Raw genomic sequence first — 12191 nt, 5'->3', positions numbered from 1 at the left:
CTCTGAGGACGCTCCCCCGCGCGTGCCCGGGTCGGTCGTCGGGTTCGAGCGTCACCGTCCGGCCGAATCCCGTGGCGGGCCCACCCGTCCGTCCGCGACGATCCGCCGGTGCTTCCCGTCCCCGACGCCGCAGCGCTGCGGTCCTGGTTCAGCCCGGAGCGGCCCGGCCCGCTCCTCCACGCGCACGTCGTCGCGACCGGTCACGGGCGCTGCCGGGTGGACCGGCCCGCCGGGCCGCGGCTCGTACACGCCGAGGTGGCGGGCAACCACGCGCTGCGGGGCGATCCGGACCTCCTCGACGGGTTCCCGCCCGATGAGCTGACGGGCTTCGTCGAGGCGCCGCCGGAGTTCCTGCCGGCCCTGCGCGCGCTCGACCCGGGGGTCGCCGTGTGGGACCGCATCGTCGCCGTGCTGCCGGACGGGGCGGACGCGGCAGGCGCGACCGGCACCCGGGCGCCGGTACGCCGACTCTCCGCGGACGACGCCTCCGCGCTCGCGGCGCTGGACCCCGCACTCGTGTGGATCTCCGACACGTGGGGCGGCCCGGCGGGGCTCGCCGGCACCGGCCGCGCGTGGGGGGCGTTCGACGGCGGGGGACTCGTGTCGGTGGCCGTGCCGTTCTGGGTCGGTGAGGACCACGAGGACATCGGCGTGGTCACCGAGGCCGGATACCGCGGGCGGGGGCTGTCCACCGCGTGCGCGGCCGCGGTGGTGGCCGACATCCGGGCCCGCGGCCACCGCCCGACCTGGACGACGTCGCCGGACAACGCGGGCAGCCGCGCCGTCGCGGATCGGCTCGGGTTCGTCCGCGTGCGCGAGGACATGCTCTACGCGGTGCGCACCGAGATCCCCTGAGCCACGCCGTCCCCGGGCCTGCGGTGACCGGGTGCGGGGGGGGAGGGTGGCTCACCGCCACAGGGCACGCACGGCCGCGGCCCGCTCGCCGCGGTCCAGGCCGCGCAGGTCCGCGGCCCCGTGCTCGGTGACCAGCACGTCCACATCGTGGGCCGGGGTCGACACCGGCGCGGACAGCCGCTCGACCAGCGTCGGCCGCCCACGGTGGGTGGCAGGTACCGCGACGACGGACAGCCCGTCGGGGCAGCGGGACGCCGCGGCGGCGTAGTCGGCGTGCCCGCCGATGCCCCCGACCGCCGCTCCCGGCAGGCCCTCCACATTGACCTGGCCCTGCTCGTCGACCTCGAGCGCGGTGTTCACGGCCACGAACCCCGACTGCGCCGAGAGCCGCCCGATGTCGTGGGTGTGCTCGACGCCGTGCAGCAGCGGGCGCCCGTCCGCCCACTCGCGCAGCGCGGGGCCACCGGCGAGGTAGGTGGCGACCGGCGTGCCGCGCAGCAGGCCGCGCCGGTCCAGGTCCGCGACACCGTCCGGGAGCAGGCCCGCGTCCATCTGCACCGGCACGCGGAGCGCGTCCAGCACCGCCGCGCCGAGCGCGCCTGGCCCCACCTGCAGCCGCGCTCCCTCGGGTACCAGCGCGGCGACCCGCCCGGCGATCTCCCGGTGCACCCCGCTCGGCGCCGTGTACGGCGGGGTGGCGGGTTCCTCCGCGGTCTCCGCGACCACGACGACCCGCTCGGACGGCAGCGGCGGACCCGCATCGCAGCACGTCCGGCCCGCCGTCACGGCGCCGGCCACCACGGCTCCCGCGGCGACGGCGGCCCCCATCCAGGACACCTCGGTCCCGAACGCGAACCCGCCCGCGACCGGCACCAGCGGCGCGACGAGGACGTCCGGGCGCAGCGGGCCCCGAAGCAGCGCGGGCACGGCCGACAGCCGCACCGGCAGCGCACGCACCGTCCCCGCGTCGATCGCGGCGCGCAGCCCCCGGCCGCCCATGACGGTGCGGACGTCGGCGAACGCGGTGACGTCCAGCGCGGGACCCGCCGCGGGTGTCCAGCCCAGCAGCAGCCGCACCCCGCCGGTGGCGGCGGCCACCGCGGCCAGCTCGGCCGCGACCGCGCGCGGGGTGCCGACGCCGTCGCCCAGCGCGATGCGCATCCCCGGCCGGACCAGGGACGCGAGCGTGCTCATCCGGGCTCGGCCAGGCCGTAGCGGCCCCGGTGGAACAGCAGGGGCGTGCGGGTCGGGTCCGCGGCGAGGTCGCGCACCAGGCCTGCCACGATCGTGTGGTCGCCGCCGTCGTACTCCCGCCAGAGCGTGCAGGAGATCCAGGCGCACACCCCGTCCAGGAGGGGGTGCCCGTCGGTCGGACCCGGACGCCACCCGATGCCCGCGAACCGGTCGATGCCCCGCCTGGCGAAGCCCGCCGACACCGACTCCTGCTCCCGGGCCAGCACGTTCACGCAGAACGAGCCGATCTCGCGGATCCGTGGCCACGTCGTGGACGTCAGGGCCGGGGCGAAGCTGACCAGGGGCGGATCGAGCGACAGCGAGGCGAACGACTGGCAGGTGAACCCGAGCGGACCTCCGGGCGCGCTCGCCGTCACCACCACGACGCCGGACGCGAAGTGCCCCAGCACCTCGCGCATCGCGGCGCCGTCCGGGATCCGGTGCGGGACCCCACCCGGGGGCGCGCCACCGCCCTCGACGATCTCCACCCGCCGCTGTGCGTCCACGGTGTCCACGGTGCCCCACGCCGCGACGGTGCGCGCGCCCGGGTGACCCGATCGACGCCAGCCCGCCGCGTCCGGTCGCGGTGGTGACCGCCTATCCTCGCTCGCGACCTGATCGCACGGAGCGAGGCGAACACTGCGCATGGCCGACCTGAGGACCCTCGGCGACGAGCCGCGGACGGACGCGGGTCCGGCGGGGCCCGCACCCGGACCCGCGCCCGGGCCACCCGCCCGGGTCCGGCCGGGGCGGACCGGCCGCTCCCGCTGGGCCGTCTCGATGGCCGCGCTCGCGGTCGTCGCGCTCCTGCTCGCCACGCTGGACGTCGTGCTGCTCGTCGCGGGCGACGACCCGGCTGCGCGGCAGCGCGGGCCCGCGCTGGCCGTGGCGCGTCAGGTCGTGCTGGAGCTGAGCCGCTCCGGCCCCGAGGGCCGCGACGAGTGGCCGGCGGCGCTGCGGGAGGCCACCACCGGGCCGCTGCGCGACGAGCCCACGACGGTCGCCGAGCTGTTGCGCGGCGCGCCCGGCCGGGACGGCGCCGTGGCCGCGGAGATCGGCGCGAGCGCGCTGGAACGGATCGACGACGCGGCGGCGGTCGCGCTCGTGACGGTCACCGTCGAGCCGGCGGGCGGACCTGCGACGCACCACCGCCTGGTGGTGGAGCTGCGCCGCACGGAGGGCACGTGGAAGGCCGAGTCCGTGCAGGTCGTGCCGTGACCGGTCGCACGCCGTCCGGGCGCACGGCGCTGTCCACCCGCGCGATCCTGCTGCGCTCGATGGTCGTGGTCGTCGCCACCGCGATCGCGGTGCTCGCGATCGCGGGCTGGCGCTGGTGGGACACCGTGCACCGGCAGGACCTCGCCGCCGGAGCGCTCGACGCGGCCACGACGCTGACGGTGCAGCTGCTGAGCACCGACGCCGCCGGGTCCGAGGCGGACCTCACCGCCGACCGCACGCTCGTCACCGGGGATCTCGCGGCCCGCTTCGACGACGTCGTCGCGCCGCTGGGCGGACGCGAACCCGGGTTCACGACCCGCGCCCAGGTGGTGCGCTCCGCGGTCGTCTCGGCCGCCGCGGAGGGGGCCGTCGTGCTGCTCTACGTCGATCAGGTCAGCACCTCCGACGTGGCACCGCCGCGGCGGACGGCCCACCAGGTGGTGGTGACGCTCGCCGCGGCCGAGGACGGGCGCTGGCTCGTCTCGGGGCTCGAGCCGGCCTGAACCGGCAGCCCCGGCGCGACGTTTCCGTAGCTGTACGGATGCCCGCTCCCCCGGCCCGCTGCGACCGTTCCGGGTGTCGTCGTCAGGCAACCGGGAGGAACCGTGACCACCAGCGAGCACACCGGCCAGTTCGGGCTGCTGCGCCAGCGCCGGTTCGCGCCGCTGTTCTTGACGCAGTTCCTCGGCGCGGCCAACGACAACCTGTTCAAGTTCGCCTTCACCGTGCTGGTCACCTACCAGCTGCAGGTGAGCTGGCTGCCGCCCGCGCAGGCCGGGCTCGTGGTCGGTGCGGCGTTCGTGGCGCCGTTCCTGCTGCTCTCGGCGACCGCGGGGCAGCTGGCCGACGCCGTGGACAAGGCCGTGCTGATCCGCGCGGTGAAGACGCTCGAGATCGCGATCATGGCGGTGGCGGCGTGGGGGTTCCTCGCGCAGCTGCCCGCCGTCCTGCTCGGGTGCGTCGTGCTGATGGGGGTGCACTCGACGCTCTTCGGCCCGGTCAAGTACGCCTACCTGCCGCAGGTGCTGCGCGAGCGGGAGCTGACCGGCGGCAACGGGCTGGTCGAGAGCGGCACGTTCGTCGCGATCCTGCTGGGCAACCTCGCGGGCGGGCTGCTCGTCGCGGTGCCGGGTGACGGGGCGCTGCTGGTCGCGGTGGCTTGCGTGGTGATCGCCGTGGCGGGCCGGGTCGCGGCCGCGTTCGTGCCGTCCGCCGCGCCCGCCGCCCGCGTCCGGATCAGCGCGAACCCCGTCTCCGAGACGTGGCGGACGCTGCGGCTGGCCCGCGAGAACGTGGTGGTGTTCCGGTCGCTGCTCGGGATCTCGTGGCTGTGGTTCGTCGGCGCGGTGTTCCTCGCGCTCTTCCCCACGTTCGCCCGCGACGTCCTCGGCGGCGACGAGCACGTCGCGTCGCTGCTGCTGGTGGCGTTCTCGCTGGGCATCGGCGCCGGGTCGCTGCTGTGCGAGACGCTCTCGCGCCGCCACGTCGAGATCGGGCTGGTGCCGGTCGGCGCGCTCGGCATGACGGTGTTCATGGTGGACCTGTGGCTCGCCACCCGGGGGTTCGTGCCGCCCGTGGCGAGCGGGGTCGGGGCCTTCCTGGCCGCCCCCGGGGCCGTGCGGGTGCTGGCCGACCTCGTGCTGATCGCGGTGTCGGCGGGCCTGTTCAGCGTGCCGATGTACGCGCTGGTGCAGCTGCGCTCCCCGGAGAGCCACCGCGCCCGGATCGTCGCGGCGGGCAACACCATGACCGCGGTGTTCACGATCGCGAGCGCCGGGTTCGCCTCGGGCCTGCTCGCGCTGGGCGCCACCGTGCCCCAGGTGTTCCTGGTGACGGGGTTGCTCACCGCCGCCGTCACGGTCTACGTACTGCTGCTCGTGCCCGAGTACCTGCTGCGGTTCGTCGCGTTCGTCGTCTCCCGCTGCGTGTACCGGGTGAAGATCACCGGTGACGAGCACCTGCCCACGAAAGGTCCCGCTATCGTCGTCGCGAACCACGTGAGCTTCGTCGACGCGGTGCTGCTCATGGTGGCGAGCCCGCGCCCGATCCGGTTCGTCATGGACCACCGCATCTTCGCCATCCCCGTGCTGGGGGCGCTCTTCCGGCTGGCCAAGGCCATCCCGATCGCCCCGGAGCGGGAGGACCCGGCGGTCTACCGGGCCGCGTTCGAGGCCGCGGACCGGGTGCTCGCCGACGGCGACGTCCTCGGCCTGTTCCCGGAGGGCGCGATCACCCGCGACGGCGAGCTCCAGCCGTTCCGCGGCGGGATCATGAAGATCCTGGCCCGCCGTCCCGTGCCCGTGGTACCGGTGGGGTTGCGCAACCTGTGGGGGTCGTTCTTCTCCCGCGTGGAGTCCGGCCGGGCGATGGTGCGCCCCTTCCGGCGCGGGATCTGGAACCGCGTCGAACTCGCGGCGGGGCCGGCGCTCCCGCCGGGCATCTCGCCCGACGGGATGCGGGCCGCGGTGGCCGTCCTGCTCGGGGCCCCGTCGAGAACGACGTTGTGCAGCCCGGAGGGCCCTGTTGATCAGCAGAAGGTCGTTCTCGACGGTCAGCCCGGGTCCAGGTAGGCGCGGCCACGGGGGGACAGCCGGTAGCCCACCGGCAGGCTCTCGGTGAGGCCCAGCTCCTTGAGCTTGCGGACGTCGCGCTTGAACGGCGCCGTCTCGCGGCCCAGCTCGGCGGCCAGCTCCGGCGCCCGGACGGCCGGGCGGCGCGCGATCAGCGTGAGCGTCTCGGCCGTCCACGGGCCGTGGTGGGACGCGGTGTCCCATCGCTGCAACCGGGCGGCGATCGAGGCCCGGGTGGCCGCGTCGAGGGCGCCGTCCTCGCGCAGCGCCACCCGCGGGTCGGCGCCCGCGGGGCGCAGCGTGATCCGGTACAGGACCGCCTCGGGCATCGTCGCCGCGCGCGTATCAGCCTTGCGCAGGGCCGCGAGATCCCGGTAGCCCGCGGCGCGGGCGTCCGCCTCCGTGAGCTCCCCAACCTCCTCGACCGACACCACCTCGACGAGCCCCACGACCGTCCGCATCCGGGTCCCCGGTCGCACCCGCGGCCGCGTCCAGCGCCGGAACGCGACCGTCACGGTGCCCGCGACGATCCCGTCCAGCACGGGGCGCGGGATGAGCACGGCGGCGATCCTGCCGCAGGCGCGGCGGGTGTGCACCATCGCGTACTTCGGCGGGGCTCGCGCATACGGGGCGGCGCTCGCACACACGGTCGGGCTCGCACCCATCCCGCCCCGCTTGCACACATCCCGCGGCGCTCGCACACACCCCGCGGCGCTCGCACATCCCCCGCGGCGCTTGCACACATCCCGCGGCGCTCGCACGCACCGTCGGCGATGTGTGCCACCACCCGCAGGTGTGTGCCACCGCCCGAACACCTGTTCCACGCCCACACCCGGCGCTCGCGGCCGTCGCCCACACCCGCGACCTTCGCTCCTCCCAGCAGGCTCGCCCCACCCGCGCCGCGGCCCGCGCCCCCACCCCGCGGCGCTCGCACACACCCCGCGGCGCTCACACACACCGCCGGCGATCTGTGCCACCACCCGCAGATGTGTGCCACCGCCCGAACACCTGTTCCACCGCCCACACCGCCGCATGCGCCCACACCCGGCAGAGCTCGCCCACACCCGCCGCTCGCCGATCCCGCGCTACTGCCCGTGCCTCACCCGCGCCGCTCGCACACACCGCGCGGCGCTCGCACACACCGTTGGCGGTGTGTGCCACCACCCGCAGATGTGTGCCACCGCCCGAACACATGTTCCACCGCTCGCGGCCACCCCGCGGCCCGCGCTCACCGAGGGCGCGCCCAACCCCCGGCTGGGCTCGCCCACCCCCGGCGGCACCCCGACCCGTCCGGCCCGTTCGCGCATCCGACCCACCCAGGCCGGAGCGCCGGCCACCCCGTGCTCAGCCCAGCGCCGCCCGCAGCTGCGGGCCCTGCTCGGCGAGCCAGCGGAAGCACGCGTCCGCGCGCACACGCGCCCGCACCGTCCAGTACGCGGAGAACGCCGGGTGCCCCCGCGCCGCCGCCACCCGGACGGTGTCGTAGCACCAGTGGTGGTTGGCCAGCGCCGCCTCCGGCAGCAGCGCCCGCTCGGCGGCGGTGAGCCCGTAGGCGTCGACGAACATCCGCAGCCGTTCCCGCAGGCGTCCGCGGCGGGAGTCGCGGACGTAGCGCTCCGGGCGCAGCGGCACCCAGAGCCGGGCCGCGCACGTGACGTCCCACAGCACGCAGCCGGGGCTCGCGAGGTCGAAATCGATCAGCGCGACGGCGCGGCCGTCCCGGAACACGACGTTGTCCAGGTTCGGGTCGTTATGGGTGACCAGGCCACCGACGAACGGTGCGGGCGGGGTGCGACCCCAGGACCAGCCCGCCGCGTCGAACCCGGCCGCGGCCCGGTGGTAGTCCCGCAGCAGCTCGGCGACGCTGACGAGCGCGGCGTCGGTGAGCGCCCACTCGGGGTAGGGCTCGACGACGGCGGTGCCCTCGACGTAGGTGAGCATCTCGCGGCCCTGCTCATCCGTGCCGAGCGGGCGTGGCGCGCCGTCGAAGCCGCGGTCGGCGAGATGGCGCAGCAGCGCGTGCACCGCGGGCGCGCTGGACTGCGACGGCCGCCGCACGGTGTCGCCGACGCGGAAGACCTGCCCGCGGTTGGCCGTCCCGCCGAGCAGCGGGACCTCGGGGACGCGCCGGACGGCGACCACTCACTCCTCCGGAGCGAGCAAGTGGTGCGCGAGCGAGGCGTGCGTCACGACGCCTCCGACGAGGCCGCTGCGCAAGGCGGCGAGGACGGCGGGGGCCTTCACGGTGCCGTAGGGGATCACGATCACCTCCGGGATGCGGCGGAGCTGCTCGGCGGTGACACCGATGATCCGCTCACTGAGCTCGGTCCGCACCGGCTGGCCGTCCGCGTCGAGGAACACTCCCGCGAGCTCGGCGACGACGCCGAGCCGTCGCAGCTCCCTGCGGTCGCGCGCGGCGGCCGCGTCGTGCAGGGTGGACTGCCCCGGCGCCCACTGGCCGAGCCCGCCGACGGCGCGGGTCACCGACGGGATGTACCCGAGCGCGCGGGCGACCTCCGGCTGCCGGCGCAGCGCCTGCGCCGTGGACGCATCCGGGACGGTGAAGGGCGCGTAGAACACGTACGCCGGCCCGCCCGAGGCACGGGCGACGTCGCGGACCGCGTCGACGGAGCTGCGGTCGTCGTCGGGCATGGAGAGCACCCCCGTGAGCTGCACGACGGGTACTCCGGGCAGGCGTGGCAGGGCGGCCGCCATGGCGCTGACCGAGCGTGCCCACGCGAGGCCGAGCACGTCGGACGCGGTGCAGATCTCCCCGAGCAGCTCGGCGGCGGCCCGGCCGAGGTGGCGGCGCAGCGAGTCCGGCGGATCGTCCGGGGTGTCCGGGGTGTTGAGGACGATCGCGTGGGCGAGCCCGAAGCGCTCCTGGAGGCGCGCCGAGAGGTCGACGTCGATCTCGCGCTGCTGGCGGATCTCGATGTGCACCATGCCGGACTCGCGGGAGGCGTCGAGCAGCCGGGCGACCTTGAAGCGGCTGAGGCGGAACTCCTCGGCGATCTCGACCTTCGACCTCCCCTCCAGGAAGTAGCGCCTTGCCAACGACGCCATGAGGACGAGCTGCGCAGGACCGGGCGCGGTCCGGGTCACCATCTGCTCATTTGAGCACTCTGACGCTCATATCTCAAGGATTTCTTGACGCTCCCGGAGCGGCAACCGAGACTCCCGTCACAGGTCGCCCGGTGCAGTGCGGATCAGAAGAGTCGACCGCCCGGGCCACGGGACCGTGGAGGAACCTTGTCCGGACGATGGCGGCAGAGAAGCCGGCTGCTGGTGGGGCTCGCGGCACTTGCACTCGCGGCGGCATGCGCGGGCGCGGGAGGTGGCGGCGGCGGACCGGACGGTCAGGCGATCAGCGTGCTGATGGTCGGCAACCCGCAGATGGAGGACATCCAGAAGCTGACCGCCGACAGCTTCACGACCCAGACCGGCATCAAGGTCAACTTCACGATCCTCCCCGAGAACGAGCTGCGGGACAAGGTCACGCAGGACATCGCGACCGGCGCCGGCCAGTACGACGTCGTCACGATCGGGGCCTACGAGGTGCCGATCTGGGCCAAGAACGGCTGGCTGAAGGACATGACGCCGTTCACGGAGGCCGACGCGGCGTTCGACTCCGCCGACCTGCTCAAGCCGATGGTGCAGTCGCTGTCCGGCGAGGACGGCAAGCTCTACGCCATCCCGTTCTACGGCGAGTCGTCGTTCCTCATGTACCGCAAGGACGTCTTCGCGGCCAAGGGCCTCACGATGCCCGAGCGGCCCACGTGGCAGCAGGTCGCGCAGCTCGCGGCGCAGGTCGACGGCGCCGAGCCCGGCATGAAGGGGATCTGCCTGCGAGGGCTGCCCGGCTGGGGTGAGCTGTTCGCGCCGCTCACCACCGTGGTCAACACCTTCGGCGGCACCTGGTTCACCCAGGACTGGCAGGCCCAGGTGAACGCGCCCGAGTTCGAGCAGGCCACGAAGTTCTACGTCGACCTGGTCCGCACCCACGGCGAGCCCGGCGCCGCCCAGGCCGGCTTCACCGAGTGCCTCAACGCGATGAGCCAGGGCCAGGTCGCGATGTGGTACGACGCGACGTCCGCGGCCGGGTCGCTCGAGGACCCGTCGGCGAGCAACGCCGCAGGCAAGATCGGCTACGTCTACGCGCCGGTCGAGAAGACGAAGGCGTCCGGCTGGCTGTGGACGTGGGCGTGGGCCATGCCCGCCGACTCGAAGAACGCCGACAACGCCGCGAAGTTCATGCTCTGGGCGTCCAGCAAGGACTACGAGCAGCTCGTCGGCCAGCAGCTCGGATGGGCCCGCGTGCCCGCGGGCAAGCGCGCGTCGACCTACGAGATCCCCGAGTACAAGCAGGCCGCCGCCGCGTTCGGCGACATCACGCTGAAGTCCATCCAGGAGGTCGACCCGACCAACCCCGGCGTGCAGCCGCGGCCGACCGTCGGCGTGCAGTACGTGGCGATCCCGGAGTTCACCGACTTCGCCACCAAGATCTCGCAGGACATCAGCGCGGCGATCGCCGGCAACGGTGACGTCGGGCCCGCTCTGCAGAGCGGCCAGCAGCTGGCCCAGACCGCAGGCGACAAGTACAAGGGCGGCTGACACCCGTCGGCAGGTGCCTCGATCAGAGCCGTCGATCACACGACCTGCCCCCGGGCCCGGACGGGCCCGGGGGCCGATCCCCGGAGGCCGACATGACCACCCTGGCCCCACCCGAAGGCCCGGCGAGCACCGAGACGCCGGAGGCGCCGCCCCCGCCGTCCTCGAGGAGCCGGTGGCTGCGGCGCGGCCCGCTCCTGCCCGCGCTGGTGTTCTCGATCATCGTCACCCAGCTGCCGTTCCTCCTGACGATCCTGATCTCGACGCTGCACTGGAACATCCTGCGGCCGGGCGAGCGCCGCTTCGCCGGGCTGGCCAACTACGCCACCGTCTTCACCGACGCGCGGCTGCGGGCCGCGGTGGTCAACACCGTGGTCCTGACGGTGTCGGTGGTGCTGCTCAGCGTGCTGCTCGGGCTCGCCCTCGCGGTGCTGCTGGACCGCCGGTTCCCCGGCCGGGGCGTCGCACGCACGCTGCTCATCGCGCCGTTCCTCGTCATGCCGGTGGCGGCGGCGCTGCTGTGGAAGCACGCGATCTACAACCCCACCTACGGCCTGATCAACGGCACCCTCAACTGGATCGCCCAGCTCTTCGGCGGCACCGGTCCCACCATCGACTGGGTCTCGACCTTCCCGATGACGGCGCTGGTGATCTCCCTGGCCTGGCTGTGGACGCCGTTCATGATGTTGATCCTGCTGGCGGGCCTGCAGTCGCAGCCCGGCGACGTGATCGAGGCCGCCACCCTGGACGGCGCGTCGGGGTGGCAGATCTTCCGCTTCATGACGCTGCCGCACCTGCGCCAGTACCTGGAGCTCGCGATCCTGCTGGGCTCGGTCTACGTCGTGCAGACCTTCGACCACGTCTTCACGATCACCCAGGGCGGGCCGGGCTCGGCGACGACGAACCTGCCCTACGAGATCTACCTCACCACGTTCCGCAAGTACGAGTACGGCGAGGCTGCGGCGGCGGGCGTCGTCACCGTGATCGGCACGATCGTCCTCGCGACGTTCGCGCTGCGGCTGATCTCGTCGCTGTTCGACGAGGAGGTGACCCGATGACCACCACGCAGGCCGTGGACACCGTCCAGAGCGCCGGGACGCCACCCGCGCCGGCACGCCTGACGCGCCGGCAGCGGAAGGCCGCGGAGAGCGCGTCGGACCTGCGGGCGGGGCCGATCTGGGCCCTCGTCGCCTGGATCATGACGCTGCTCTTCTTCGTCCCGGTGGCCTGGATGGTGCTCACCTCCTTCCACCGCGAGGCGGACGCCGCGGCCAACCCGCCACGGATCTTCGCCCCGCTCACGCTGGAGCACTACGGCGAGCTGTTCGGCCGCGGCGTCGCGCCGTACCTGATCAACTCGCTGACGGCGAGTGTCGTGTCCACCCTGCTCGTGCTGATCCTCGCGCTGCCCGCGGCGTACGCGCTGTCGATCAAGCCGGTGGAGAAGTGGACGGACGTGATGTTCTTCTTCCTGTCCACGAAGTTCCTGCCGCTCATCGCGGCGCTGCTGCCGATCTTCCTGATCGTGCAGGCCGTCGGCATGCTCGACAACGTCTACACCCTGGTCATCCTGTACACGTCGATGAACCTGCCCATCGCGATCTGGATGATGCGCTCGTTCCTCGCCGAGGTGCCCAAGGAGGTGCTGGAGGCCGCCGAGATCGACGGGGCGGGGTTCCTCACCATCCTCTGGCGGGTGATCGC

The 12191-nt window shown here is 74.1% G+C and carries 12 protein-coding genes; 7 read left to right on the top strand and 5 right to left on the bottom strand.

What is annotated here, in order from left to right; all coding sequences use genetic code 11:
* Positions 1-108: 108 nt before the first annotated feature.
* Positions 109-855 carry a GNAT family N-acetyltransferase gene (locus tag AB7J25_RS27760; protein ID WP_428513796.1) on the top strand — a complete coding sequence of 249 codons (747 nt, stop codon included), beginning with the start codon at positions 109-111 and terminating at the stop codon, positions 853-855.
* Positions 856-906: 51 nt separating this feature from the next.
* Here the strand turns inward: AB7J25_RS27760 and AB7J25_RS27755 are convergent, their stop codons facing one another.
* The gene (locus AB7J25_RS27755) at positions 907-2049 is read right to left on the bottom strand and encodes an acetyl-CoA hydrolase/transferase C-terminal domain-containing protein (RefSeq protein ID WP_428513794.1); all 1143 of its coding nucleotides are present in this window, start codon (positions 2047-2049) and stop codon (positions 907-909) included.
* Positions 2046-2507, bottom strand: coding sequence for a flavin reductase family protein (locus tag AB7J25_RS27750; RefSeq protein WP_428513798.1), 462 nt, complete (start codon positions 2505-2507; stop codon positions 2046-2048). The genes AB7J25_RS27755 and AB7J25_RS27750 overlap by 4 nt, the downstream gene beginning before the upstream one ends.
* 226 nt (positions 2508-2733) lie before the next feature.
* Between AB7J25_RS27750 and AB7J25_RS27745 the strand changes: the two genes are divergently transcribed.
* The 3 genes from AB7J25_RS27745 (at position 2734) to AB7J25_RS27735 (ending at position 5876) form a co-directional block, all read left to right on the top strand.
* Positions 2734-3306, top strand: a complete 573-nt coding sequence (locus AB7J25_RS27745) for a hypothetical protein (RefSeq protein ID WP_428513792.1) — start codon at positions 2734-2736, stop codon at positions 3304-3306.
* Positions 3303-3809, top strand: a complete 507-nt coding sequence (locus AB7J25_RS27740; protein ID WP_428513790.1) for a hypothetical protein — start codon at positions 3303-3305, stop codon at positions 3807-3809. Before AB7J25_RS27745 ends, AB7J25_RS27740 begins: the two co-directional genes overlap by 4 nt.
* 102 nt (positions 3810-3911) lie before the next feature.
* The gene (locus AB7J25_RS27735; RefSeq protein ID WP_428513788.1) at positions 3912-5876 is read left to right on the top strand and encodes an MFS transporter; all 1965 of its coding nucleotides are present in this window, start codon (positions 3912-3914) and stop codon (positions 5874-5876) included.
* On the opposite strand, the gene AB7J25_RS27730 is transcribed toward AB7J25_RS27735, so the two are convergent.
* The 3 genes from AB7J25_RS27730 to AB7J25_RS27720 all read right to left on the bottom strand — a co-directional run bounded on the left by AB7J25_RS27730 (position 5858) and on the right by AB7J25_RS27720 (position 8984).
* On the bottom strand, positions 5858-6436 hold the full coding sequence (locus AB7J25_RS27730) for a hypothetical protein (protein ID WP_428513786.1): 579 nt from the start codon (positions 6434-6436) through the stop codon (positions 5858-5860). The two genes, AB7J25_RS27735 and AB7J25_RS27730, sit on opposite strands and share 19 nt — an antisense overlap.
* A 784-nt stretch (positions 6437-7220) precedes the next feature.
* On the bottom strand, positions 7221-8018 hold the full coding sequence (locus AB7J25_RS27725; protein WP_428513785.1) for a phosphotransferase enzyme family protein: 798 nt from the start codon (positions 8016-8018) through the stop codon (positions 7221-7223).
* Positions 8019-8984: a sugar-binding transcriptional regulator gene (locus AB7J25_RS27720; protein ID WP_428513783.1), complete on the bottom strand. Its 966-nt coding sequence runs from the start codon at positions 8982-8984 to the stop codon at positions 8019-8021.
* 144 nt (positions 8985-9128) lie between these two features.
* Here AB7J25_RS27720 and AB7J25_RS27715 point away from each other — a divergent pair, with 144 nt between their 5' ends.
* From AB7J25_RS27715 to AB7J25_RS27705, 3 genes are all read left to right on the top strand, one after another.
* Positions 9129-10490, top strand: a complete 1362-nt coding sequence (locus tag AB7J25_RS27715; protein ID WP_428513781.1) for an ABC transporter substrate-binding protein — start codon at positions 9129-9131, stop codon at positions 10488-10490.
* A 92-nt stretch (positions 10491-10582) separates the two neighbouring features.
* The gene (locus AB7J25_RS27710; RefSeq protein WP_428513779.1) at positions 10583-11545 is read left to right on the top strand and encodes a carbohydrate ABC transporter permease; all 963 of its coding nucleotides are present in this window, start codon (positions 10583-10585) and stop codon (positions 11543-11545) included.
* The coding region (locus tag AB7J25_RS27705; RefSeq protein WP_428513777.1) for a carbohydrate ABC transporter permease at positions 11542-12191 on the top strand (650 nt) is incomplete at its 3' end. The genes AB7J25_RS27710 and AB7J25_RS27705, both read left to right, overlap by 4 nt.

The sequence above is a fragment of the Pseudonocardia sp. genome (assembly GCF_050246655.1).
Taxonomy (GTDB): domain Bacteria; phylum Actinomycetota; class Actinomycetes; order Mycobacteriales; family Pseudonocardiaceae; genus Pseudonocardia.
Note: the sequence above shows the minus strand (reverse complement) of the source record. Positions and strands in the feature narration are given on the sequence as shown.

Coding starts and splice junctions, on each gene's coding strand:
- AB7J25_RS27755 (WP_428513794.1), bottom strand. CDS start 2,049: ATGAGCACGCTCGCGTCCCTGGTCCGGCCGGGGATGCGCATCGCGCTG.
- AB7J25_RS27750 (WP_428513798.1), bottom strand. CDS start 2,507: ATGCGCGAGGTGCTGGGGCACTTCGCGTCCGGCGTCGTGGTGGTGACG.
- AB7J25_RS27745 (WP_428513792.1), top strand. CDS start 2,734: ATGGCCGACCTGAGGACCCTCGGCGACGAGCCGCGGACGGACGCGGGT.
- AB7J25_RS27720 (WP_428513783.1), bottom strand. CDS start 8,984: ATGGTGACCCGGACCGCGCCCGGTCCTGCGCAGCTCGTCCTCATGGCG.
- AB7J25_RS27710 (WP_428513779.1), top strand. CDS start 10,583: ATGACCACCCTGGCCCCACCCGAAGGCCCGGCGAGCACCGAGACGCCG.